The organism is Herbaspirillum hiltneri N3 (genome assembly GCF_001267925.1).
Classification (GTDB): Bacteria; Pseudomonadota; Gammaproteobacteria; order Burkholderiales; family Burkholderiaceae_D; genus Herbaspirillum; species Herbaspirillum hiltneri.
Window position 1 is genome coordinate 4529370 of the sequence record NZ_CP011409.1, and the last position, 23617, is coordinate 4552986.

18 protein-coding genes and 1 other RNA gene are annotated in these 23617 nt (G+C 61.6%); 5 read left to right on the top strand and 14 right to left on the bottom strand.

The genetic code is table 11. The annotated features are described in order from the left end of the window. The first annotated feature begins 22 nt into the window (after positions 1-22). Entirely contained in the window at positions 23-1732 is a 1710-nt protein-coding gene (locus F506_RS20480; protein WP_053200508.1) for a thiamine pyrophosphate-binding protein, read from the top strand. A 128-nt stretch (positions 1733-1860) separates the two neighbouring features. Here the strand turns inward: F506_RS20480 and pdxR are convergent, their stop codons facing one another. After that, positions 1861-3306 carry a MocR-like pyridoxine biosynthesis transcription factor PdxR gene (gene pdxR, locus F506_RS20485; RefSeq protein WP_053200510.1) on the bottom strand — a complete coding sequence of 482 codons (1446 nt, stop codon included), beginning with the start codon at positions 3304-3306 and terminating at the stop codon, positions 1861-1863. 352 nt (positions 3307-3658) lie between these two features. Between pdxR and F506_RS20490 the strand changes: the two genes are divergently transcribed. Then, complete coding sequence (locus F506_RS20490) at positions 3659-4723, top strand: helix-turn-helix transcriptional regulator (protein WP_083458126.1); 1065 nt, start codon at positions 3659-3661, stop codon at positions 4721-4723. Positions 4724-4729: 6 nt separating this feature from the next. Here the strand turns inward: F506_RS20490 and F506_RS20495 are convergent, their stop codons facing one another. Further along, positions 4730-5467 (bottom strand): CDP-diacylglycerol diphosphatase, encoded by a 738-nt coding sequence (locus F506_RS20495; protein ID WP_053200512.1) that lies wholly within the window; start codon positions 5465-5467, stop codon positions 4730-4732. Positions 5468-5632: 165 nt separating this feature from the next. On the opposite strand from F506_RS20495, the gene F506_RS20500 reads away from it, so the two are divergent. Both F506_RS20500 and F506_RS20505 read left to right on the top strand, forming a co-directional pair. Then, positions 5633-6475: an aldo/keto reductase gene (locus tag F506_RS20500; protein ID WP_053200514.1), complete on the top strand. Its 843-nt coding sequence runs from the start codon at positions 5633-5635 to the stop codon at positions 6473-6475. Between the two features lie 88 nt (positions 6476-6563). Continuing rightward, on the top strand, positions 6564-7295 hold the full coding sequence (locus tag F506_RS20505) for a 2OG-Fe(II) oxygenase (protein WP_053200517.1): 732 nt from the start codon (positions 6564-6566) through the stop codon (positions 7293-7295). A gap of 66 nt (positions 7296-7361) precedes the next feature. Here F506_RS20505 and F506_RS20510 read toward each other — a convergent pair whose 3' ends face one another. Beyond that, on the bottom strand, positions 7362-9482 hold the full coding sequence (locus F506_RS20510) for a xanthine dehydrogenase family protein molybdopterin-binding subunit (RefSeq protein ID WP_053200519.1): 2121 nt from the start codon (positions 9480-9482) through the stop codon (positions 7362-7364). Between the two features lie 10 nt (positions 9483-9492). Further along, positions 9493-9957: a (2Fe-2S)-binding protein gene (locus F506_RS20515; RefSeq protein WP_053200521.1), complete on the bottom strand. Its 465-nt coding sequence runs from the start codon at positions 9955-9957 to the stop codon at positions 9493-9495. 573 nt (positions 9958-10530) lie between these two features. Here F506_RS20515 and F506_RS20520 point away from each other — a divergent pair. Next, positions 10531-12159, top strand: a complete 1629-nt coding sequence (locus F506_RS20520; RefSeq protein WP_053200523.1) for a methyl-accepting chemotaxis protein — start codon at positions 10531-10533, stop codon at positions 12157-12159. A 27-nt stretch (positions 12160-12186) separates the two neighbouring features. Here F506_RS20520 and F506_RS20525 read toward each other — a convergent pair whose 3' ends face one another. The 10 genes from F506_RS20525 to F506_RS20565 all read right to left on the bottom strand — a co-directional run bounded on the left by F506_RS20525 (position 12187) and on the right by F506_RS20565 (position 23522). Then, on the bottom strand, positions 12187-12951 hold the full coding sequence (locus tag F506_RS20525) for an enoyl-CoA hydratase (RefSeq protein ID WP_053200525.1): 765 nt from the start codon (positions 12949-12951) through the stop codon (positions 12187-12189). Positions 12952-13029: 78 nt separating this feature from the next. Continuing rightward, positions 13030-13104, bottom strand: a non-coding RNA gene (locus F506_RS22900) — sX9 sRNA. A gap of 62 nt (positions 13105-13166) precedes the next feature. Further along, positions 13167-14363 carry an acetyl-CoA C-acyltransferase gene (locus F506_RS20530; protein ID WP_053200527.1) on the bottom strand — a complete coding sequence of 399 codons (1197 nt, stop codon included), beginning with the start codon at positions 14361-14363 and terminating at the stop codon, positions 13167-13169. Positions 14364-14391: 28 nt separating this feature from the next. Then, entirely contained in the window at positions 14392-14757 is a 366-nt protein-coding gene (locus tag F506_RS22905) for an endonuclease domain-containing protein (protein ID WP_083458129.1), read from the bottom strand. A gap of 51 nt (positions 14758-14808) precedes the next feature. Beyond that, positions 14809-17196: a 3-hydroxyacyl-CoA dehydrogenase/enoyl-CoA hydratase family protein gene (locus F506_RS20540; protein ID WP_053200530.1), complete on the bottom strand. Its 2388-nt coding sequence runs from the start codon at positions 17194-17196 to the stop codon at positions 14809-14811. Positions 17197-17397: 201 nt separating this feature from the next. After that, positions 17398-19188 (bottom strand): acyl-CoA dehydrogenase C-terminal domain-containing protein, encoded by a 1791-nt coding sequence (locus F506_RS20545; protein ID WP_053200532.1) that lies wholly within the window; start codon positions 19186-19188, stop codon positions 17398-17400. 42 nt (positions 19189-19230) lie between these two features. After that, positions 19231-19935 (bottom strand): TetR/AcrR family transcriptional regulator, encoded by a 705-nt coding sequence (locus F506_RS20550; RefSeq protein WP_083458132.1) that lies wholly within the window; start codon positions 19933-19935, stop codon positions 19231-19233. A gap of 239 nt (positions 19936-20174) precedes the next feature. Further along, the gene (locus tag F506_RS20555) at positions 20175-20549 is read right to left on the bottom strand and encodes an RNA-binding S4 domain-containing protein (protein ID WP_053201819.1); all 375 of its coding nucleotides are present in this window, start codon (positions 20547-20549) and stop codon (positions 20175-20177) included. Positions 20550-20666: 117 nt separating this feature from the next. After that, a complete protein-coding gene (locus F506_RS20560) occupies positions 20667-21842 on the bottom strand; it encodes an acetyl-CoA C-acetyltransferase (protein ID WP_053200537.1) in 1176 nt (391 codons plus the stop codon). 231 nt (positions 21843-22073) lie between these two features. After that, the gene (locus F506_RS20565) at positions 22074-23522 is read right to left on the bottom strand and encodes a catalase (protein WP_053200538.1); all 1449 of its coding nucleotides are present in this window, start codon (positions 23520-23522) and stop codon (positions 22074-22076) included. Positions 23523-23617 lie beyond the last annotated feature (95 nt).

Sequence of the window (23617 nt, forward strand, 5' to 3'; positions counted from 1 at the left end):
CACCGGCATACAAGAGACGAGCATGTCAAAACTGAAAACCGGCGGCCAGTTGCTGGTAGATGCGCTGCTGGCACAAGATGTCGATACCACTTTCTGCGTTCCTGGCGAAAGCTACCTGGATGTCCTCAATGCACTGTACGACCATCAGCAAGAAATCCGGGTGATCTCGTGCCGCCATGAGGGATCGGCCTCATTCATGGCAGAAGCCTACGGCAAGCTGACCGGCAAACCCGGCATCTGCTTCGTCACGCGCGGTCCCGGCGCCACCAACGCCAGCATTGGCGTGCATACGGCGTTCCAGGATTCGACGCCAATGATCCTGTTCGTCGGCCAAGTCGGACTCGACATGTGCGAGCGCGAGGCTTTTCAGGAAATCGATTACCGCCGCATGTTCGGCCCCTTCACCAAATGGGTGACCCAGCTCGACGACGTTTCACGCGTCGGGGAGTACGTGGCGCGGGCATTTTCCGTGGCGATATCAGGCCGGCCCGGTCCGGTGGTGATCGCGCTGCCGGAAGACATGCTGACCGAATCTACCTTTCCGCGCGAGATCGGCAAGGTGGAGCCGGTGCAGGCCTATCCCGATCCTGACGCGCTGCAAGAAATGCAGAAACTGCTGCAGCAGGCCAGGCGGCCGATGCTGATCCTGGGCGGCTCCAACTGGAACCAGGATGGCGTGCGGAACATGGAACGTTTTGCCTCCCAGAACAACCTGCCGGTGGCGGCCTCGTTCCGCCGCCAGGATCTGTTCGACAATCGCCATCCAAACTACGTCGGTGAAGTCGGCATCGGTGTCAATCCGGCGTTGGCGAAAATAATCACCGAATCGGACCTGATCATCGCAGTCGGTTCGCGCCTGGGTGAAATGGTGACCAGTGGCTATACGCTGCTCGATGTGCCACGTCCCAAGCAGAAGCTGGTGCATGTGATGCCTGCGGCGGAAGAACTTGGCCGCGTCTACCAGACCGACGTCAAGATCCTGTCGACGCTGAATGCGTTCGCGCGCATGACGGCGCAATTGCCTGCGGTCGACGCACAAGCCTGGCGCAGCTGGCAGAAGCAGGCGCGCGACGCTTACCTGGAGTACATCGAACCGCCGTTGCGCGTCACCGACTTCGACCCCGCGCTGGCGTTCCGCCAGATGCAGGACATCCTGAACCAGGATGCCATCCTCACCAACGGCGCCGGCAACTACACCGCCTGGGCGCATCGCTACTATCAATTCTCTCAGCCGAAATGCCAACTGGCACCGACCAGCGGCGCAATGGGTTACGGCGTACCTGCGGCGATCGCGGCCAAGCTGTGCTTCCCCGCCCGCCAGGTGATTTGCCTGGCCGGCGACGGCTGCTTCCTGATGACTTCACAGGAACTGACGACCGCTGTGGCGCACCGGTTGGGTATTGTCTTCCTGGTGTTCAACAATGGCATGTACGCCACCATCCGCATGCATCAGGAAAAGAATTATCCCGGTCGCGTGATGGCGACCGATCTCAATAATCCGGATTTCGTAGCGTACGCAAAGTCGTTCGGGCTTGATGCCTGCGCCATCGACAAGACGGCGGAGTTTGCGCCGGCGCTGGAGAAAGCACTCGGCATAACCAGCTCGACGTCGATGCCTTATCTGATCGAAATCCGCCTGGACAAGGAAATGCTGACGCCGCGCGCGACCCTGTCCGGATTGCGAAAAACCGCGCTGGCGGAACGCGCCGACGGCAAGGAAAGCCAGTCCTGAAAAGGGATGCCCATGATATTTTCCTTGCGGAAATGATGTGAAGGAGTGTGGTGCGGAAAAATCGCTTGATCACCGCTTCCACACGGTTACCTGACTTACCAGGCAATCAAGCAACCGGTCACCCTCCCTCAGCCTTCCATCGCCTTCTTCAGCCGCAACGCCAGCCGCTTCGCCATGGCCGCATCCGCCACGTTGGCGAAGCCAAGCAACAGGCCGCGCTGCTGCGGCGCGTCGAGATACCAGCGCGACAGGGCCTGAATGCCGAAGCCTGCGGCGCGGGCGCGGTCGGCCAGCAAGGCATCATCTTCGTGCGCGGCCAGTTTGGCGACGACGGACAACCCGCCGGGCTGCAGTTCGATCTGCAGGCGGCTGCCGAAGACCTGCTCCAGCGCGCGCACGAAGACGGCGCGGCGTTCGGCGTACAGCAGGCGCATGCGTTTGAGATGGCGCGAAAAATGTCCCTGCACAATGAAGTCGGCGAGGCCGGCCTGGAACAGGTAAGGACAGCCCGCGTTGAGGCTGGCGCAGACGGCCTGGAAGCGTGGCACCGCCCCGAGCGGGACGACCGCATACGCCAGGCGCAAACCGGGGAACATGACCTTGCTGAAGGTACCGCAGTAAATCACGCGATCCACCTGGTCGAGACTCTTGAGCGCCGGCAGCGGGCGGCCCTGATAGCGGTATTCGCTATCGTAATCGTCTTCGATGATCCAGCTGCCGGCCTTGCTGGCCCACTCCAGCAGGGCCAGCCGGCGCTCCAGCGACAGCGTCACGCCGAGCGGACTCTGGTGGGACGGCGTCACCAGCGCAAAACGCGCATCCGGCGCGCGCCGCACGCCCTCTTCCACCATCAGACCATGCCGGTCCACCGGCACCGGCGCCAGCCGTGCGCCGGCATTGCGCAAGAACAGCTGAGCCTGCAAATAACCGGGATCCTCGAACCAGAACACATCGTCGAGTGCGGCCAGGCTGCGCAGCACCAGTTCCAGCGTGGCGCGATAGCCGGCCGTGACGAACACCTGCTCGGACAGACAGGTCACGCCGCGCGATAGTCCGAGGTAAGTGGCGATGCGCTCGCGCAGCGGGCCATAGCCTGCCGGATCCGGGTAGGCCATGGTGAGCGGCTCGCCGGTGCGCAGGCGATGGCCGGCGATGCGGTTCCAGACCTTGCGCGGGAAGGCGTCGAGCGCAGGCAGGCCGAGCTTGAGCGGCTCCGGCTCGCGGCCATGGTGCTCGCCCGGCGTCGGCGCCAGCGCACCGGCAGCGGCAACCGCAAAGCGGCCCGGCGAGTCGGTCGTGGCGGCGGGCGCCGGCAAGGCCGGCGACACCACCGTGCCGGCTGCACCGCGCATTTGCAGATAGCCCTCGTCGGTCAGGATGCGGTACGCGGTCTCGACGGTGCCGCGTGCGAGGCTGAGCTCTGTCGCCAGTGCGCGCACCGCCGGCACCCGCTGGCCGGCGCGCAGATGGCCCTGGGCGATGGCAGTCTTGAAGCGTTGACATATCTGCAGGTAGATCGGCAGTTGCAGCGTGCGATCGACGCTGAGTTCCAAGGAGGCGGGAGCAGTTTTCATGGACCAGTCGCTTTTACATTTTTTAAACAATGCGGGATGACAAGATAGTCGCATACTGCAGACCGACAAGCCACGGCAGTGCGACGTTGATGGAGAAATTCCAGGTAAAAATAAAGCCGCTGGTAGTGCAAAAGATCAATAAACTACGATACGGCAATCATTTTTCTTTGCAGCATGTACAGGATTGTTTAGAGTAGCTGCATTGCACCAATCGCCTTCCATTACAGCCACCGATCTGATCTCTTCACCGTCCGGCCATGATTCCAGCGTCCCCCGCAGCAGCAGCTCACGCCCACCGCGCCTCCTTGAAGGTGAAGGCCGCGCCCGCTTGCGCCCATGACGGACGACATCCATGATGCACGAACACCAAGGCCTGGCCAGTCGGGTGATTGCCGCTCGCGGCAAGATGCCATTGCTTCTGCCGGCTGAAACTGCGGGCATCACGGGCTTCAGCCATCACTATTTCAGCGTGGCACAGCAACCGCTTGCCCTGCAGGCGCAAGCCTGGAGCGAACGCGTCAGCGGCCTGCTCGACACGCCGGTGTCGCGCACCCAGCGCCAGCAAAGCTTCGCCGGCGAAATGGATTCGTATGTCTTCAAGGACATGATTTATCTGGACTGCCGCACCGACCCGCTGGCGCAGTCGCGCACGCTGGCCAAGATCTCGCGCGACAACGTGCGCGATTTCGTCTTCCACGTGGCGGTGGAAGGCGTTATGGAAACCCTGACCGAGGCCCGTCGCGAACGCAAGTCAATGCAATTCGTGCCGGGCATCCTGGTGCTGGACATGGGCCAGCCGATGCGCATGCTGCGTCCGACTTATGCGCACGTCCTGGCCTTCTTCCTGCCGCGCGCCACGGTGGAAGCGAAAATCGCCGACGCCGATTCGCTGCATGGCAAGGTGCTGGCCTACACGTCGCCGCTGACGCGCCTTTTGCTGGCGCGCCTGATGGCGCTAAGCAGGGACTTGCGCGGCATGCCGGCGCCGGCGGCGGAAGAAGCCATCCGCGCCTGCGTCGATCTGCTGCTGGCTGCGTTCGGCAAGCGGCAGCGCCTCGACAGCAGCGCCCGCGCCGCCGCACAGTCGGCGATGCGCAGCCAGATCCAGCGCTACGTCCAGGCACGGCTGTATCACAAGGATCTGTCACCGGAAAGCGTGCTGCGCGCCTTCGATCTGTCGCGCCCGACCTTGTATCGCATGTTTGAAAGCGAAGGCGGCCTCGGCACCTACATTCGCAATTGCCGCCTGCGCGAAGCCGCCGAAGAACTGGTCGGCATGCGCCAGACCGCGGTCATGGAGATCGCCTACGGCCTGGGCTTCAGCAGCGCCTCCGACTTCACGCGTGCGTTCCGCCGCGCCTACGGCATGACGCCGCTGGATTTTCGCGCACTCGGGCTTGATCTGCGCCGGGCCTGACGCAACTCATCTGGCGATGGCGCAGCCGTGATCGAGCAAGACTTCGGCGCTGCCGAACTCGGCGCGGTCGAAATTGACCGGCATGTTGATCAGGTAAAAACCCTCGGCGCCATCGTCGAAACGCGCGCCCGTCAGCAACAATGACTGCGCGCCCATCGCGTTGGCGGCATGCGCGCTGCGCAGGGCCGCCAGCTTGAACGGATCCTTGCTCTGCAAGGCGTCCGCCTCCAGCCGCATGACCCAGTAACGATGGCCTTCGATCATGAACGGCATCCATTTCCCCAAGGGATCGCGCCGATGCGCGCGCAACAGATCCGGCACGTCGCGCCGCATGCAGTCGATGTGGATATGCAGTTGCAGCTGGCTGCGCGCGGCGGCCGAATTGACTTCAAGGCCCAGTTGCGATGGCTCCAGCGGCCGCCCCAGCGCAGCGCCGACGCGACCGCGCTGCTCCCAGGCATAACGCCAGTAATTGGGCGCATCGTCTTTCAGCAACTCGCGGCTTTCGATGCCGGCCAGGCGGATGGTCGGGATCAGCAGGTACTGCGCCGCGCCGACGATGTCCTTGAGGATCACGAAACCCCGTTCGCGATCGACCAATGCGCATGGCTTCGGATCGCCGGCATTGATGCTATTTGGCAGGCACTGCGCGCTCGCGATCTGCCACAGCGCGTCGGGATTGGCGGCGCATGCCGGTGCGGCCGTTGCGAACAGCAGGGCGAGTAGCGGGAGAAAGATGCGCATGATCGATGTCGGTTGGTCCGGTTAAGCTTACGCGGTGAATATGTCGCCGCCGTTACACCGGGGCGATTCGCGACGACGCCCGGCGATGCAAGATCATAACCGCTGCTGCAAGACAGCGCCGCCTGCGCTACATTGGAGCTTTGCCACCCGCCCTACGGAGCCGCCATGCAAGCCATCCCGACGATTACCCTCAAGAACGGCGACCGCGTTCCTGCCCTCGGCCAGGGCACCTGGAACATGGGCGAGTCGGCCGCGCGCGCCGCCGATGAAGTGCGCGCGCTGCAGCATGGCATCGATCTCGGCATGACACTGATCGACACCGCCGAGATGTACGGCGACGGCGGCGCCGAAAAGGTCGTCGGCAAGGCCATCGCCGGCCGCCGCGACGACGTCTACCTGGTCAGCAAGGTGCTGCCTTTCAACGCTTCGCGCGCCGGCACGGTCAAGGCCTGCGAAGCCAGCCTCAAACGCCTGCATGTCGAACGCATCGATCTCTACCTGCTGCACTGGCGCGGCACGCATCCGTTTTCCGCCACCATCGAAGCGATGGAAACCCTGATCGACCAGGGCAAGATCGGCGCCTGGGGCGTCAGCAATCTCGACAACGACGACATGCACGAACTGCTGGCGCTGGACAACGGCGCCAATGTGCAAGTCAACCAGGTGCTGTACAACCTGTCGCGGCGTGGCATCGAGTTCGACCTGCAGCCCTACTGTGCGCAACAGGGCGTGGCGATCATGGCCTACTCGCCTATCGAGCAGGGCCGCATCCTCAAGGAAGCCGCGCTGGTCGCCGTCGCCAAACGCCACGGCGTCACGCCGGCCCAGGTCGCGCTGGCGTGGACGCTGCGTCATCCGGGTGTGATCTCGATTCCCAAGGCATCGACGGTGCAGCACGTGCAGGACAATCGCGCCTGTCTTGACCTCAGGCTTGATGCGGCCGATCTTGCCGGACTCGACAAGGCATTTGCACCGCCGAAGAAGCGCCGTCCGCTGGAAATGCTGTAGGCGAATTCAAAAGCAAGCGCCGGAGTGTTGTCGTCGCCTTGCCCTCTTACACTGCGTCTGCAATCGTGCAACCCAAGAGGATGAGGCAATGCATACCGCAGCAGACCACAATAATTCCATCGCCCGGCGCGCCGCTGCGCTGGACTGGCAGGACATCTGCACCGAACTCAACGAACACGGCTGTGCGCATCTGCCCGGCTTGCTGCAAGCGCAGGAATGCGAAGCGCTGATTGCAGACTATGCGCGCGACGACCTCTATCGCAGCCGCGTGGTGATGGCGCGTCATGGTTTCGGCCGCGGCGAATACAAGTATTACCGTTACCCGCTGCCGGATCTGATCGGCGCGTTGCGTGATGCCTTCTATCCTCATCTCGCACCGCAAGCCAACCGCTGGAATGAAGCGATGGGCATCGATATCCGCTATCCCGCCGCACACGCAGACTTCATCGCGCGCTGCCACGCCGCCGGACAATTGCGGCCGACGCCGCTGATCCTCAAATATGGGAGCGGCGACTACAACTGCCTGCACCAGGACTTGTACGGCGAACACGTATTCCCGATCCAGATGGCGATCCTGCTGTCGGAGCCGGGACGCGATTTCAGCGGCGGCGAATTTGTCATCACGGAACAGCGCCCGCGCATGCAGTCGCGCGCCGAAGTGGTGCCGCTGCGTCAGGGCGATGCACTGCTGTTCGCGGTCAATGAGCGACCGGTGTCTGGCACGCGCGGCTACTATCGCGTCAAGATGCGCCATGGGGTAAGCCGCTTGCGTTCGGGCGAGCGCTACACGATGGGCGTGATTTTCCACGACGCGCTGTAGACGTAAAAAAAGCGCCTCCGTTTTTCAGCGGAGGCGCCGTGTTGCTACGGGTGCTTCACATGCCGCTCAAGCCGATTTGATATTGTCCGGCGACAGCGGAATCTTGCGCACGCGTTTTCCCGTTGCTGCGAACAGGGCGTTCGCCACCGCCGGCCCCACCAGCGCCGTGGCCGGTTCGCCGATGCCGCCCGGCTTCTCGGTGCTCTTGACCAGCGTGACGTCGATGCGCGGCATCTGCGACATGCGGATCACCGGATAGTCATGGAAGTTGGTCTGCTGCACGCGGCCCTTGTCGAGCGTGATCTCCGAACCCAGCACCGACGACAGGCCGAAGGCGATGCTCGACTCGATCTGCGCTTCCACCGTGTCGGGATTGATCATGCGGCCGAGGTCGGCGGCTACCCACATCTTGTGCACGGTGATCTCGTTGTCCTTCACCGAAATCTCCGCCACCTGCGCCATGTAGGTGTCGTAACCTTCCATCAGGGCGATGCCGTGGCTGCGGCCTTTCGCCAGCGGCTTGCCCCAGCCGGCCTTGGTCGCCGCGATCTTCAGCACATTGGCAAAACGCGGCTGCTTGTCCAGCAGCGCCAGCCGGTACTGATAGGGGTCCTTCCCTGCGGCGGCGGCCAACTCGTCGATGAAGCTCTCGTTGGCGAAAGCGTTGAGCGCATGGCTGACCGAACGCCAGTAGCCGACGCGCAGGCCGCTGTCGTGTTCGATGAGTTCCTGCGTCATGTTGGGGATGTCATAGCCGACCACCGCCGCTTCCGCCATGAAGGGGTCGAGTGCGCCCTTGGGCAGGCCGAAGGCGCGCTGGGTCACCGACTGCGAAGTCAACTGGAAGGTCAGCGCCACCGGCTTGCCGGAGGCATCGAGTCCGGCAGCCATGCGATGGAACGCCATCGGCCGGTAGAAGTCATGCGTGGTGTCGTCCTCGCGGCTCCACAGCAGCTTGACCGGTTTGCCGACCGCTTTGGAAATCTGCGCCGCCTGCACCGCAAAGTCGTATTCCAGACGACGGCCGAAACCGCCGCCGAGGAAAGTAGTCTTCACCGTGACGTCTTCCGGCTTGAGGCCGACCGCCGCCGCGACATTGCCTTGCGTGCCCTGCTGGAATTGCGCCGGACCGATCACCAGGCATTTGCCGTCCTTGTAGTCGGCAGTGAAATTCTGCGGCTCCATCGTTGCATGCGCCAGCAACGGCGACCAGTATTCGGCCTGCATGGTCTTGGCCGCGCTCTTCATGGCGGCGCCGGCATCGCCGGTTTTCTTGATCGGCGTCGGCGCGTCCTTGGCGTTGCGGATGCCCTCCATCATCGACGCGTTGTCGATGGCGGCGCCTGCACCTTCGTCCCAGGTGACGGTCACGGCTTCGCGCGCTTTCTTGGCATGCCAGTAACTGTCGGCCACCACCGCTACGCCGTCGCGGATCTGCACCACGTCGATCACGCCAGGCATTGCCTTGGCCTTGCTCGCGTCAAAACTGACCACCTTGCCGCCGATGACCGGACACTGCTCCAGCGAGGCGTAGACCATGCCCGGCAACTTGACGTCGATGCCGAACACGGCCGTGCCGTTGACCTTGCGCGGCGTGTCGAGGCGCTTGGTCGGTTTGCCGATGATCTTGAAGTCCTTGGGGTCCTTCAAGACCACGTCCTTCGGCACCGGCAGTTTCGATGCGGCGTCGGCCAGTTCGCCGTAGGTCGCCTTGCGTCCGCCCGGACCAGTGACCTTGCCGTCGCCGGCCTTGAGCGTAGCGGCGTCGATGTTCCATTTTTGCGCTGCCGCCGTGATCAGCATGGTGCGCACCTGGGCGCCGGCCACGCGCAGCTTTTCCCAGCCGTCGCGCACCGAGGTCGAGCCGCCGGTGAGCTGGCCGCCAAGCAAGGCGTTGGTGTAGACCTCGCCGACCGGCGCGATCTCGACCTTGACCTTGCGGATGTCGACGCCGAGTTCTTCGGCGATCAGCATCGGCATCGAGGTGTAGACGCCCTGGCCCATTTCGGAGCGTGCGGAAATCAGTGTGATGGTGTTGTCGTCGGCAATGTGCACCCAGGCGTTGGGCGTATGCAATGTACCGGCCGCCTGCGATTCGCTGACCGCGCCCGGCAGGCTGACGCCGAGCGTGAAGCCGCCGCCGGCCAGTGCCGTTACCTTGAGGAAATCGCGTCGTGTGGTTGTCATGGCGATCTCCTCAGGCCTTGCGCATTTCGGCCGCAGCGCTCTTGATGGCGGCGCGGATGCGATTGTAGGTGCCGCAGCGGCAAATGTTGCCGCTCATGGCGTTCTCGATGTCGGCGTCGCTGGGATTCTTGTTGGTGCGCAGCAGCGCCGCGGCGCTCATGAGCTGACCCGACTGGCAATAGCCGCATTGCGGCACGTCGTGCGCGATCCAGGCTTTTTGCAGCGGGTGGGAATTGTCCTTGGACAAGGATTCGATGGTGGCAACCTTTTTGCCGGCCGCCGCCGAGACCGGGGTCTGGCAGGAGCGGATCGGCGCGCCATCGAGCTGCACGGTACAGGCGCCGCAGAGCGCCATGCCGCAACCGAACTTGGTGCCGGTCAGACCGATTTCATCACGGATCACCCACAACAACGGCGTATCCGGTTCCGCTTTGACTGTGACTTGCTTGCCGTTGAGGTTGAAGCTGGTTGTCATCTTTTAACTCCTCCGACGTCCTGTTGGGTGGAACATCGGGGAAGACGTCAATCCGTCCGGATGTCCGTGCCTGGCGCAACCGGGAATGCCGGGGAGAATGGAGCGGAGAAGCTATTCACGATCTTGCTGCGAGGCCGTCTCGATTGCGTTTGCAGATCATAGGCTTATCCGGAGGAATCTGCAGGGAGATTTTCCGTTATTCCTCGCCATATATGGCGTTGGCGGCAAGATGGCCTCTTCGCAGGAAACGGTGATCCTGCCTCTGCTTCCGCTCGCGGGAGAGTTTTCTGCGGAGAGGTTTTATCGACCGGCAGTCGACGCAGCAGGTTGCCGGGGCTTCCCTCTTCTCGCTCCCTTGTTAAATCATCAACGTCTTTATTTTTCTCCGAAACACGCATCTGATGCTAAATAAAAATGCTAATCTCGTAACTGCAAATTACGTCCCGACGTACAACAATTCAATCACGTCGCCTCATGAAACCGGCCGCAACGGACGGCGTTTCAGTCCAAGACGACCCGGCTCCAGCAAAGGCTGCCGAGTCATCAACACTTACATCACCGTTTGGGGGAAACATGAAACTCTCACAATTGAAAATCTCCACACGTCTGGCAATCGGCTTCACGATGGTCTGCGCGCTGCTCATCATCATCACGCTGCTCGGCATCATTCAGATGGCCCAGCAGAAACAGCGCATGGATGAGATCACGAAGATCAACAACGTGGAAGCCAGCGAAGCCTCCTCCATGTATCTGTCCATTACCGAACGTGCGCTCGCTTTGCGCAACATGATCCTGCTTGAAGATAACCAGCAGGAAATCAGCGTCGAAATGAAACGCGTTGATGTACAGGCGCAAAAATATGCCGCCGCCGAGAAAAAACTGGGAGAGATGCTGAGCAGCGAAGGTTCGGCCAACCCGGAAGAACGCCAGCTGTTTGACGCCATCAGCGCAACCGCCAAGGTCGCCGACGGCTATATCAAGCGGGTAACGACGCTGATCCTGGCCGGCAAGCGAGACGAGGCCTATTCGCTGATGCGAAATGAGTTCCGCCCGGTCCAGCGCAAATGGTGGGAACAACTCAACAGCTTCATCGTGCTGGAGAACAAACAGAATGAGCAAGCCTCCGACAACGCGGACCTTGCCTACGCCAATGCGCGTTTCATGATGCTGCTGTTCGGCGGGCTGGCGGTGGTCGCCAGCATCATCGCGGCTTATCTGATCACGCGCAGCGTGCTGAGCCAGCTCGGTGGAGAGCCCGCCTATGCGAATCAGATTGCCAATCAGATCGCACACGGCGACCTGACCGTCAATATCGAAACCAGGCCAAGCGATCAGAACAGCCTGCTGTTCTCGATAAAGAGCATGCGCGATGCCCTGGCGCAAATCGTCGGCCAGGTGCGCGCCGGCACCGATACGATTGCCACCGCCTCCAGCCAGATTGCCAAAGGCAACCTGGATTTGTCGTCGAGGACGGAGCAGCAGGCAAGTTCTCTGGAGGAAACGGCGTCATCGATGGAAGAGCTGGCGTCGACGGTGAAACAGAACTCCGGCAGCGCCCTCCAGGCGCACGAGCTTGCGCTGTCGGCATCCGATGTGGCAACCAAGGCCGGCGAAGTCGTTCAGCAAGTCATCAATACGATGGGGATGATCAACAATTCATCGCACAAGATCGTGGAGATCATTTCGGTTATTGACGGCATTGCGTTCCAAACCAATATTCTCGCCCTGAATGCTGCAGTGGAAGCGGCGCGCGCCGGAGAAGAAGGCCGCGGTTTCGCGGTCGTGGCATCGGAAGTGCGCAACCTGGCGCAACGCAGCGCGACCGCCGCAAAAGAGATCAAGGTGCTGATCACCGATTCCGTGAACCAGGTCGATATCGGACGTTCTCTGGTCGAGCAGGCGGGCACGACGATGAGCGAGGTGGTCGGCAGCGTCAGTAAGGTCAACGGAATGGTGGCGGAAATTTCACAGTCCAGCCGTCAGCAAAGCGAGGGCATCGAACAGATCAACGACGCCGTCGCGCAGATGGACAACGTCACCCAGCAAAATGCCGCGCTGGTCGAGCAAGCCGCCGCCGCCGCGCAGTCCCTGCAGGAACAGGCGACCAAATTGTCGGCGCTGGTCGGCATCTTCAAACTGGGAACCTTGCCGATCCTGCAGAACAGCATCGATATCACACCGTCCCGGCTGGAGCTTGCCTGAGCGGTGGGTTGCGCGACAACAGTGCCGTCAGCTGAACCTGGTGAAGTCCGGCTTGCGCTTTTCAAAGAAGGCGGTAAAGGCTTCCTTGGCTTCCGGCGCCGTCAGCATTTTTGCGAAGTGTTCGATCTCCGCCGCCATCTGCGCTTCGGTGGCGGCGACGCGATTCTTCTTCATCAATTGCTTGGTGACGCGTACCGAGCTGGCGGGCAGCGCGGCCAGTTTGGCGGCCTGCTTTTGTGCGAACGGCAGCAATTCTTCCGCCGTCAGCACACGATTGACGATGCCCATGTCGCGCGCTTCGGCGACGTCGAAGGCTTCGCCCAGCAGCAGCTTTTCGGCCGCACGCTGGTAGCCGGCGATATGCGGCAGCAATAGCGACGAGGCCGCTTCCGGGCATAAACCCAGTTGCGTGAATGGCATCGAGAATTTGGCATTGTCGGCCGCGTAGACCAGGTCGCAATGCAGCAGCAAGGTGGTGCCGATGCCGACCGCTGCGCCCGACACGGCAGCGACGATGGGCTTGCCGGCGTGGCTGATCTCCCACAGGAACCGGAACACCGGCGCGTCCTTGCTGTTGGGTGGATTCTTGAGGAAGTCTTCAAGGTCGTTGCCGGCAGTAAAGATTTGCGGCTTGCCCGTGAACAGGATGGCGCGCACCGCGCTGTCGGCTTCGGCGTCCTTGAGGGCGTCGGCCAGCTGCTGGTACATGGCGGCGGTGATGGCGTTCTTCTTTTCTTCGCGGTTGAAGGCGATAGTCAGGACGCCGCCGCTTTTTGTGAGTTCGATTTCCATATGTCTCCGATAAAAAAAGCCGCATCACCTGAGCGACGTGCGGCTTGTTTTTTTAATGGTAGAGCCGCACTCAAAACCTGTTCATGATCCGTAGCGAGAGGCCGTCAGCCGGTGGCGGCCGGAGCGCACGAACCGGAATGTACTTTAGTACATGAGGATTCGGAGCACCACCCGACGCCGGATCACGGCCTCGAAGTAGGATCATGAGCAGATTTTTACATGCGTTCGAAGATGCCAGCTGCGCCCATGCCGGTGCCGACGCACATCGTCACCATGCCGTACTTCAGGTTCTTGCGGCGCAGTGCGTGGATGGTGGTCGCAGCACGGATCGCGCCGGTTGCGCCGAGCGGGTGGCCGAGTGCAATCGCGCCGCCCATCGGGTTGACCTTGGCGGGATCGAGACCGAGGTCCTGGATCACCGCCAGCGCTTGCGCAGCGAAGGCTTCGTTGAGCTCGATCCAGTCCAGCTGATCCTGGGTGATGCCGGCCGCGCGCAGGGCGACGGGGATGGCTTCCTTCGGACCGATGCCCATGATTTCCGGCGGCACGCCGCGCACGGCGAACGAGGCGAAGCGCGCAAGCGGAGTCAGGTTGAATTGCTTGAGGATCTTTTCGCTGACCAGAATCAGGGCGCCGGCGCCGTCCGATGTCTGCGAGCTGTTGCCGGCCGTGACGCTGCCCTTGGCGGCAAACACCGGCTTGAGCTTGGTCAGTGCTTCGATGGTGCTGTCGGCACGCGCGCCTTCGTCTTTGTTGACGGTGCGGGTCTTGATGTCGATCTGGCCGGTCGCCAGGTTGGGGAAGCGCTCGATGATATCGACGGAGGTGGTCTCATCGTTGAACTCGCCAGCCAGTTGCGCGGCGATGGCTTTCTGGTGCGAGGCCAGCGCGAAAGCATCCTGCGCTTCGCGCGAGACCTTCCATTGCTTGGCGACGTTTTCTGCGGTCAGACCCATGCCGTAGGCCATGCCGATGTTCTCGTCCTTGAACGCGCCCATGTTGACCGATGGGTGGAAACCCATCATCGGCACCATGGACATCGACTCGGCGCCGCCGGCGATCATGACGTCGGCCTGGCCGACGCGGATGCGGTCGGCCGCCATCGCAATCGCGGTCACGCCGGATGCGCAGTAGCGGTTGATGGTGACGCCGCCGATGGTGTTCGGCAGGCCAGCCAGCAGCACGGCGTTGCGCGCCATGTTGAGGCCTTGCGCACCTTCAGGGAAAGAGCAGCCGATGATGGCGTCTTCGATCAGTTTCGGGTCGAGGCCCGGGACTTGCGCGATCGCGGATTGAATCGCGCGCACCAGCAGGTCGTCCGGACGCACGTTCTTGAACATGCCGCGCGGCGCTTTGCCGATCGGGGTGCGCGTCGCTGCAACGATGTAGGCGTCTTGAAGTTGTTTGGTCATGTCAAATTCTCCTTGTACTCCCTCCCCTTCAAGGGGAGGGCTGGGGTGGGGATGGGTTCAGGGCATTCCAGATCGCCTGAACAACCGCATCCGTCTCATTCAATACTTCGTTATTCCAAAATCGCAGAACGGTGAAGCCCGCCAGGTTCAATTTCTCGGTCCGCTTTTCGTCATGGTGATTCCCGACATGCTGCGAACCGTCTACTTCAATTACCAGGCGCTGCTCCAGACAAACAAAATCCAGCACGTAATTTTCAAAAGGGTGTTGGCGGCGGAACTTGACTTCAAGTTGCTCTCCACGCAGTCGATGCCAGAGTCTGCGTTCTGCATCGGTCATCGTCTTTCTCAACTCCTTTGCTGCGAGTTGTGTAAAAGCCTTGGTTTGACCTTGCATTGGTAACCCATCCCCACCCCGCCCCTCCCCTTGAAGGGGAGGGAGTGTTCATTAATTGCGGACTGGTTTGCCTGTTTGCATCATTCCCATGATTCGCTCTTGCGTCTTCGGATGGTTCAGCAGTTCCATGAACGCCTTGCGTTCCAGGTCCAGCAACCATTGCTCGTTGACCACGCTGCCTTCTTCGACTTCGCCGCCGCTGACGATCTCGGCGATCATCTGGCCCAGCTTGAAGTCATGTGCGGAGATGAAGCCGCCATCGCGCATGTTGACCAGTTGCGCCATGATGGTGCCGACGCCGTAGCGGCCGACCACCGGCACTTGCGGCGCCAGCGCCGGGCGATAGCCGGAGTCGAACATCGCGCGCGCTTCGACCTTGGCGACGTGCAGCAATTCGTATGGATTGAAGACGATCACGTCATCCGCCTTCAGGTAGCCGAGCTCGCGTGCTTCCAGCGCCGACTTGGAGACGTTGGCGGTAGCCGCAGCGAGCATGTAGTCCTTGAGGAATTGCAGGATGTCGTTGCCCTTGGCTTCCTTGGCGGCGCGCACGGCTGCTTCCTTCAGGCCGCCGCCGGCCGGGATCAGGCCGACGCCGACTTCCACCAGGCCGATGTAGGATTCGATCGAGGCAACGCGCTTGGCGGTATGCAACAGTAGTTCGCAACCGCCGCCCAGCGCCAGGCCAGCGACTGCGGCGACGACCGGGACGTTGGCGTACTTGAGGCGTTGATGCGCCTGTTGCAGGTGATGCACGACCGGCTCGATGGCCTTGACGCCGCCCGACATGAACAGCGGCAGCATCGACTGCAGGTCGGCGCCGGCCGAGAACGCGCCGCCTTCGGCGGCATCCGCGTGCCAGATCACCAGGCCCTTGAAATTCTTCTCGGCTTCGTCGATGGCCTTGTTCATGCCGTCGATGACGCCCTGGCCGATGACGTGCATCTTGGTCTTGAAGGAGAGGATCAGGACGTCGTCGTTCTGGTGCCAGATGCGCACCGAGTCGTCTTCGAAGAAAGTGGTGCCGGCGGTCTTGCCATCGGCAGCGCCTTCGCCAACCAGCGGCGCACGGAATGCCTGGCGCTGGTACACCGGCAATTCGGAACGGGCGACGTTGGCTTTCTTGGATGGCGAATACGATCCCTGCGCGCTGTGCACGCCGTCACGACCGTCGAACACCCAGGCCGGCAGCGGCGCTGTCGACAATGCCTTGCCGGCTTCGATATCTTCCTTGATCCAGGTGGCGACTTGCTGCCAGCCGGAGGCTTGCCATGTTTCGAACGGACCGACAGTCCAGCCGAAGCCCCAGCGCATGGCGAAGTCGAGGTCGCGCGCGTTGTCGGCGACGGTTTCCAGATGCACGGCGATGTAATGGAAGGCGTCGCGGAAGATCGCCCACAGGAACTGGCCTTGCGGATTGGTCGAATCGTGCAGCGCCTTCATGCGCTTGACCGGATCCTTTTCTTTCAGGATGCGCGCGATGATGTCGTCGGCCTTGCCGCCGCCTGGGACGTAGTCACCCTTGGCCGGATCGATGCGCAGGATGTCCTTGCCGACCTTCTTGTAGAAACCGGCGCCGCTCTTCTGCCCCAGCGCGCCTTGCTCGACCAGCTTGGCCAGCAGCGGCGGCGTGGCGTAGCTGCTGAAGAACGGATCGTCCTTCAGGTTGTCCTGCATGGTCTTGATGACGTGGCCCATGGTGTCGAGGCCGACCACATCGGCGGTGCGGAAGGTGCCCGACTTGGCGCGACCCAGCTTGGCGCCGGTCAGGTCGTCGACGACATCGACCGACAAGCCGTATTTCTCGGCTTCGATGGCGGTGGCCAGGATGCCGAACACGCCGACGCGGTTGGCGACGAAGTTCGGCGTATCGAAGGCGCGCACCACGCCCTTGCCCAGCGTGGTGGTCAGGAAGGCTTCGAGCTGGTTGAGGATTTCCGGATTGGTGGTCGCGGTCGGGATTAGTTCGACCAAGTGCATGTAGCGCGGCGGGTTGAAGAAGTGCACGCCGCAGAAGCGCGCTTTCAGTTCGGCGTCGAAACCATCGGACAGCGCGGTGATCGACAGGCCGGAAGTGTTGGAGGCAAAGATCGCGTTCGGCGCGATGTGCGGCGCGACCTTCTTGTACAGGTCGTGCTTCCAGTCCATGCGCTCGGCGATGGCTTCGATGATCAGGTCGCAGCCCTTGAGCAGTTCGATGTCGTCTTCGTAGTTGGCGACCTGGATCAGGGCGGCGTCTTCCTTGTTGCCGAGCGGCGCCGGGCTGAGCTTCTTCAGGTTCTCGATGGCGCGCAGGACGATGCCGTTTTTCGGGCCTTCCTTGGCCGGCAGGTCGAACAGCACGACCGGCACTTTGGCGTTGATGCAGTGTGCTGCGATCTGGGCGCCCATCACACCCGCGCCGAGAACGGCTACTTTTTTGACGATGAAGTTGGACACGCGTGTCTCCTTGTAGTGATGCAGAAATGAGGTCTGACTAGTCAGGAAGCAGTTCGCAAAACCCGGCAAAAAAACCGACTGGCTTGCGACACTCTACGCCTTCCTGCCATTTTTTACAGCATGCTGTGCTGTGATGACACTGGCGTGACGGCGAGGTTCGGGAAATTTTCCCGACCGCCACGCCTGCCGGTCGACGACGACTTAGAACAGGTCCGCGTCCAGCGCCATCAGATTGGCCGAGCCCGAACGCGCCTGGCGGATCAGCGTGGCGGTTTCAGGCAGCAGGCGCGCGAAGTAGAAGCGCGCCGTGGCCAGTTTCGACTTGTAGAAATTGTCGCCGGAATCCTGCTTTTCCAGCGCGATCTTTGCCATTTGCGCGAAAAAGTACGCGTAGACCAGGTGACCCACGACGCGCAGGTAAGGCACTGCGGCGGCGCCGACTTCGTCCGGATTCTGGAAGGCCTTCATGCCGATTTCCATGGTCAGCTTGGACACCTTGTCGCCAATGTCGGCCAGCGGCGAGATGAACTCGGACATCGCTTCGTCGGTGCCGTTGTCTTCGATGAAAGCCTGCACTTGCGCGCCGAACTTCTTCAACTTGGCGCCGTTGTCCATCAGGATCTTGCGGCCCAGCAAATCCAGCGACTGGATGGTGTTGGTGCCTTCATAGATCATGTTGATGCGAGCGTCGCGCACATATTGCTCCATACCCCATTCGGAGATGTAGCCGTGACCGCCGTAGACCTGCAGGCACTCGGACGTGGCAATCCAGGCGTTGTCGGTGATGAAGGCCTTGACCACCGGCGTCAGCAACGCGACCTGGTCGGCGGCTTCCTTGCGCACTTCTTCGTCTGGGTGATTCAGTTCCTTGTCCAGCTGCAGCGCGACATAGGAGCAGAATGCGCGGCCGCCTTCGGCATAGGCCTTGGCAGTCAGCAGCATGCGACGCACGTCGGGGTGGACGATGATCGGATCGGCGGCCTTGTCCGGCGCCTTCACGCCCGACAGGCTGCGCATCTGGATGCGGTCCTTGGCGTAGACCAGCGCATTTTGATACGCGACTTCGGTCAGGCCAAGACCTTGCATGCCGACGCCCAGGCGCGCGGCGTTCATGAACACGAACATCGCGTTCAAGCCCTTGTGCGGTCCGCCGATCAGCCAGCCGACTGCGCCGTCCAGATTCATCTGGCAGGTCGCGTTGCCGTGAATGCCCATCTTTTCTTCGATGGCGCCGCAGGTGATCGGGTTGCGCGAACCGAGCGAACCGTCTGCGTTCGGCATGAACTTCGGCACGATGAACAGCGAAATGCCCTTGGAGCCCTGCGGAGCATCCGGCAGGCGCGCCAGCACCAGGTGGACGATGTTGTCCGACATGTCGTGCTCGCCGGCAGAGATGAAAATCTTGCTGCCGGTGATCTTGTAGGAACCGTCGGCTTGCGGCTCTGCCTTGGAGCGCAGCAAACCCAGGTCGGTGCCGCAGTGCGCTTCGGTCAGGCACATGGTGCCGGTCCATTCGCCGGAGATCAGCTTGGGCAGGTACAGCGCTTTTTGTTCGTCGGAACCATGCGCGTGGATGCACTCGTAGGCGCCGTGCGACAGGCCCGGGTACATCGTCCAGGCCTGATTCGACGAGTTCAGCATTTCGTAGAACGAGTTGTTCATCACCAGCGGCAGACCCTGGCCGCCGAACTCCGGATCACAGGACAATGCCGCCCAGCCGGCTTCGACGTATTGCTTGTAGGCTTCCTTGTAGCCCTTCGGCGGGGTGACGGTTTTGGTGTCCTTGTTATAGGTGCAGCCTTCGCGGTCGCCGGAATGGTTCAGCGGAAACAGCACCTGCGACGTGAACTTGCCGCCCTCTTCCAGCACCTGGTCGATCAGTTCACGGTTGGTGTCGGCATGCGCCGGCAAGGTCTTGAGGACGTCCTCGACCTTGAGCAGTTCGTGCAGAACGAATTGCATGTCGCGAAGGGGGGCGTTGTATTGGGGCATGGTGGTCTCCGGCGGAACTGATTGGAATAATTCTGATTAAATTCAAGCTGCCTTGTTGGCAGCCGGTTTTGTGGTTTTGCTGCTGGCGGTCTTGGCAGACGCTGAAATCTGCGGCACTTGCGGGTTGCGGTAACTGTCGATGAGGCGGTCGAAGCCGGCCTGCGCACGCTCCACGCTGCCCGGGATCTTGAGGAAGCGCGCATCGTGGTGCAGCGCCAGAATCAGGCCGTAGATTTCGTAGACCATCTGCTCGACGTTGATGTCGCTGCGCAGGTGGCCCATTTCCATCGACTGGTTGATGCAGCGGTGCAGTGCGTCGCGCCACGCCTGCACCATCGCCACCAAGTGGTCGCGGATGGCGCCGGGACGGTCGTCGTACTCGACCGCGCCGCTGATGTAGATGCAGCCGAGCGCGATTTCCACGCTGACCAGCTTGACCCAGCGCGCGAACATGCCTTGCAGGCGCTGCAGGCCGCGCGGCTCCTTGATGCTGGGATAGAAAACTTCCTGCTCGAAACGATGGTGGTACAGGCGCACCACTTCGATCTGCAGGTCTTCGCGCGAACCGAAATGGGCAAACACGCCGGATTTGCTCATCTTCATTTTTTCGGCGAGCAAACCGATGGTGAGGCCTTCCAGGCCGTCGCGACTGGACAGTTCCAGCGCCATGTCAAGAATGGCGGCGCGCGTGAGCTCGCCCTTGCGCATGAACTTCGGCCGTGTCACGGATGATGATGTCTCAATCATTGCTGTATCTCGAAAACGCCAAATTGGGTCTGCTGCGCCGGTGTTTATTGTTGTCTTCGGCCTACCTGGGCAGCACGGAATTTTTTATGCGAACGGTCGTACTATTATTCATTGCCTGCCAAATGTCAAACGAAAAGTGACGGCGTCATCAAATTGCATCGAGGGATGCACCGTAGCCACACCGTCGATCGCACTTGCGCGCGGGAAAGATCGCGATTCTCCGGCCGGACAGGGGGAATTCAGGAGGAGGATTGATCAAGCAAACGGCGATCGCGCTTGGTCGGACGGCCCTTGAGCGCGGCCGTCGGTTCCTTGAAGAAATGGTGTTGCTCGGCAAGCAGGCGGCGCTTTTCCACGCTGGCGGCGGTTTCACCGTAGAGGCCTTGCGCCACGGCGGCCGAACCGCGCTTGTCCGAAATGCCGCAGACCTGGACTTCCCATTCGGTGGCGCCATTGTCGATTTGCAGCATATCGCCGGTTTTGAGGCTGTGCGAAGGCTTGGTGCGCTCGCCGCGCAGCTTCACCTTGCCGCGCTCGACGGCGTCGGCCGCCAGCGAACGCGTCTTGAAGAAGCGTGCCGCCCAGAGCCATTTGTCGATGCGGGTGGTATCCATGTCGGATTCAAATTCAATTTGGATCAAATGAAAATGCCGGCCTTGGGAGCTTCCGCAAGGCCGGCATCTTTTTGCTGCGATATTACTCAGCACGCCGGGGCACGGCCCCGCGCGGCATCAGCGTTCGACCGCCAGCGCCACGCCCATGCCGCCGCCGATACACAGGCTGGCGAGGCCGCGCTTGGCGTCGCGGCGAACCATTTCGTGCAGCAGCGTGACCAGCACGCGGCAGCCGGAAGCACCGATCGGGTGACCGATTGCAATCGCGCCGCCGTTGACGTTGATCTTGCTGGTGTCCCAACCCATTTGCTTGTTGACGGCAATCGCCTGCGCCGCGAAGGCTTCGTTGATTTCCATCAGATCGAGGTCTTGCGGGGTCCAGCCGGCCTTCTTCAGCGTCAGCTGCGAGGCCGGCACCGGGCCCATGCCCATGATGCTTGGATCGAGGCCGGCCGAAGAATACGACTTGATCTTGGCCAGCACCGGCAGGCCGAGTTCGGCAGCCAGTTTGGCCGACATCAGGACCACGGCGGCGGCGCCGTCATTAATGCCGGAGGCGTTGCCGGCGGTGACGGTGCCTTCCTTGTCGAAAGCTGGTCGCAGCGCACCCAGCGCTTCGGCGGTGACACCCGGCTTGACGAATTCGTCGGTGTCGAAAACGACTGTTTCCTTCTTGTTCTTGATTTCGATCGGGACGATTTCATCCTTGAACTTGCCGGCCTTTTGCGCAGCTTCGGCCTTGTTTTGCGACGCGGCTGCAAACTCGTCCTGCTCCTTGCGGGAGATGTCGTATTTCTTGGCGACGTTTTCAGCGGTGATGCCCATGTGGTACTGGTTGTAGACGTCCCACAGGCCGTCGACGATCATGGTGTCGGTCAGCTTGGCGTCGCCCATGCGGAAACCGTCGCGCGAGTTGTTCAGCACGTGCGGCGAGGCGCTCATGTTTTCCTGGCCGCCGGCAATCACGATCTGCGCGTCGCCGCACTTGATCGCCTGCGCCGCCAGTTGCACTGCCTTGAGGCCGCTGCCGCAGACCTTGCCGACCACGAAGGCCGGGACCATGTCCGGCAGGCCCGAGCGGATCACCGCCTGGCGCGCCGGATTCTGGCCGACGCCAGCTGTCAGCACCTGGCCGAGGATGACTTCGCTGATGCTTTCCGGCTTGATGCCGGTCTTTGCCAGCAAGGCCTTGATGACTTGCGCGCCGAGATCCGAGGCGGCGATTTTCGACAAGGAACCGCCGAATTTACCGACCGCTGTTCTCTGTGCTGCAACAATAACGACGTCATCCATGTTTCACTCCTTTTGTTGAATTACCGAAGTCTTTCCGGGGGTGGACTGACTTGCTTGTTGAAATCCGGGACGTCCATCTTAGTCCATTTCAGGGGCAATGGCGATACGGTGGATTTTCGATATGAATGCCGCAGATATTCAAATTTTTCTGTCTATAAAAAACGCCGCGGTCCTTGTGGGACAGCGGCGTTTTTCGATGCCAAGACTACCTTCCGGCGAGTATGTCCAAGCTTATTTGCTGCCTACCTTGAGTGCCGCGATTGCCTTCGCAACGCCTGCGCCGTAGGCCGGATCGGCCTTGGTGCAGTTGTCGATATGGCGTTGCACGACCGGTTCCGAGGCGCCGTTGATGGCGCGTGCGGTGTTGTCGAACAAGACCTGCTGCTGGGCCGGCGTCATCAGCTGGAACAAAGCGCGCGGCTGCGAGTAGTAATCGTCGTCCACGCGGTGATTCCAGTGATCGGCCGCGCCTTCGATGGCCAGCGGCGGCTCGCGGAAGTCGGGTTGCTCCTGCCATTGGCCGTAGCTGTTCGGCTCGTAGCCCAGGGTCGCGCCGTGGTTGCCGTCGACGCGCATGGCGCCATCGCGGTGCGAGGTGTGGACCGGGCAGCGCGCCGCGTTGACCGGGATCTGGTAGTGGTTCACGCCCAGACGATAGCGGTGCGCATCGCCGTACGAGAACAGGCGCCCTTGCAGCATCTTGTCCGGCGAGAAGCCCACGCCCGGCACCACGTTGGCTGGCGAGAAGGCAGCTTGCTCGACTTCGGCGAAGTAGTTTTCCGGATTGCGGTTCAGCTCCAGCACGCCGACTTCGATTTCCGGATAGTCCTTGTGCGGCCACACCTTGGTCAGGTCGAACGGGTTGAGATGGTAGGAGCCGGCTTCCTTCTCCGGCATGATTTGCACGAACAGTTTCCAGCGCGGGAAGTCCTTGTTTTCGATGCTGTCGAACAAGTCGCGCTGCGCGCTTTCGCGGTCGCGACCGACCAGATCGGCGGCTTCGGCGTCGGTCAGGTTCTTAATGCCTTGCTGCGTCTTGAAGGCAAACTTGACCCAGAAGCGCTCGTTGGCGGCGTTGATGAAGCTGAACGTGTGGCTGCCGAAGCCGTGCATGTGGCGATACGAGCGCGGTAGGCCGCGGTCGCTCATGACGATGGTGACCTGATGCAGAGCTTCGGGCAGCAGCGTCCAGTAATCCCAATTGTTGTTGGCGCTGCGCAGGTTGGTCTTCGGATCGCGCTTGACGGCGCGGTTCAGGTCGGGGAATTTGTGCGGATCGCGCAGGAAGAACACCGGCGTGTTGTTGCCGACCAGGTCCCAGTTGCCTTGCTCGGTGTAGAACTTGATGGCGAAGCCACGGATGTCGCGCTCGGCGTCGGCCGCGCCGCGCTCGCCGGCCACGGTCGAGAAACGCAGGAACAGGTCTGTTTTCTTGCCGACTTCGGAGAATATCTTTGCCTTGGTGTATTTGGTGATGTCGTGCGTGACGGTGAAGGTGCCGTAGGCGGCGGAACCCTTGGCGTGCATGCGGCGTTCCGGAATGACTTCACGATCAAAGTGGGCCAGCTTTTCGAGGAACCAGACGTCTTGCAGCAGGGCCGGACCGCGCGGACCTGCCGTTTGGATGTTGTTGTTGTCGGCGACGGGGGCGCCGGCGGAGGTGGTTAACTTATTGCTCATGTCACATCCCTTTAAAAATCTAGGTTAGAAGACCCGCATCTGTGCCTGCATGATGGCGGTGCTGCATGAACTTTAATTAAATTTATTAAAAATTA

Bases quoted from the DNA above. Each gene is read 5' to 3' on its own strand.
- F506_RS20480 (WP_053200508.1), top strand. From the start codon at position 23: ATGTCAAAACTGAAAACCGGCGGCCAGTTGCTGGTAGATGCGCTGCTG.
- pdxR (WP_053200510.1), bottom strand. From the start codon at position 3,306: ATGAAAACTGCTCCCGCCTCCTTGGAACTCAGCGTCGATCGCACGCTG.
- F506_RS20490 (WP_083458126.1), top strand. From the start codon at position 3,659: ATGATGCACGAACACCAAGGCCTGGCCAGTCGGGTGATTGCCGCTCGC.
- F506_RS20495 (WP_053200512.1), bottom strand. From the start codon at position 5,467: ATGCGCATCTTTCTCCCGCTACTCGCCCTGCTGTTCGCAACGGCCGCA.
- F506_RS20500 (WP_053200514.1), top strand. From the start codon at position 5,633: ATGCAAGCCATCCCGACGATTACCCTCAAGAACGGCGACCGCGTTCCT.
- F506_RS20505 (WP_053200517.1), top strand. From the start codon at position 6,564: ATGCATACCGCAGCAGACCACAATAATTCCATCGCCCGGCGCGCCGCT.
- F506_RS20510 (WP_053200519.1), bottom strand. From the start codon at position 9,482: ATGACAACCACACGACGCGATTTCCTCAAGGTAACGGCACTGGCCGGC.
- F506_RS20515 (WP_053200521.1), bottom strand. From the start codon at position 9,957: ATGACAACCAGCTTCAACCTCAACGGCAAGCAAGTCACAGTCAAAGCG.
- F506_RS20520 (WP_053200523.1), top strand. From the start codon at position 10,531: ATGAAACTCTCACAATTGAAAATCTCCACACGTCTGGCAATCGGCTTC.
- F506_RS20525 (WP_053200525.1), bottom strand. From the start codon at position 12,951: ATGGAAATCGAACTCACAAAAAGCGGCGGCGTCCTGACTATCGCCTTC.
- F506_RS20530 (WP_053200527.1), bottom strand. From the start codon at position 14,363: ATGACCAAACAACTTCAAGACGCCTACATCGTTGCAGCGACGCGCACC.
- F506_RS22905 (WP_083458129.1), bottom strand. From the start codon at position 14,757: ATGCAAGGTCAAACCAAGGCTTTTACACAACTCGCAGCAAAGGAGTTG.
- F506_RS20545 (WP_053200532.1), bottom strand. From the start codon at position 19,188: ATGCCCCAATACAACGCCCCCCTTCGCGACATGCAATTCGTTCTGCAC.
- F506_RS20550 (WP_083458132.1), bottom strand. From the start codon at position 19,935: ATGATTGAGACATCATCATCCGTGACACGGCCGAAGTTCATGCGCAAG.
- F506_RS20555 (WP_053201819.1), bottom strand. From the start codon at position 20,549: ATGGATACCACCCGCATCGACAAATGGCTCTGGGCGGCACGCTTCTTC.
- F506_RS20560 (WP_053200537.1), bottom strand. From the start codon at position 21,842: ATGGATGACGTCGTTATTGTTGCAGCACAGAGAACAGCGGTCGGTAAA.
- F506_RS20565 (WP_053200538.1), bottom strand. From the start codon at position 23,522: ATGAGCAATAAGTTAACCACCTCCGCCGGCGCCCCCGTCGCCGACAAC.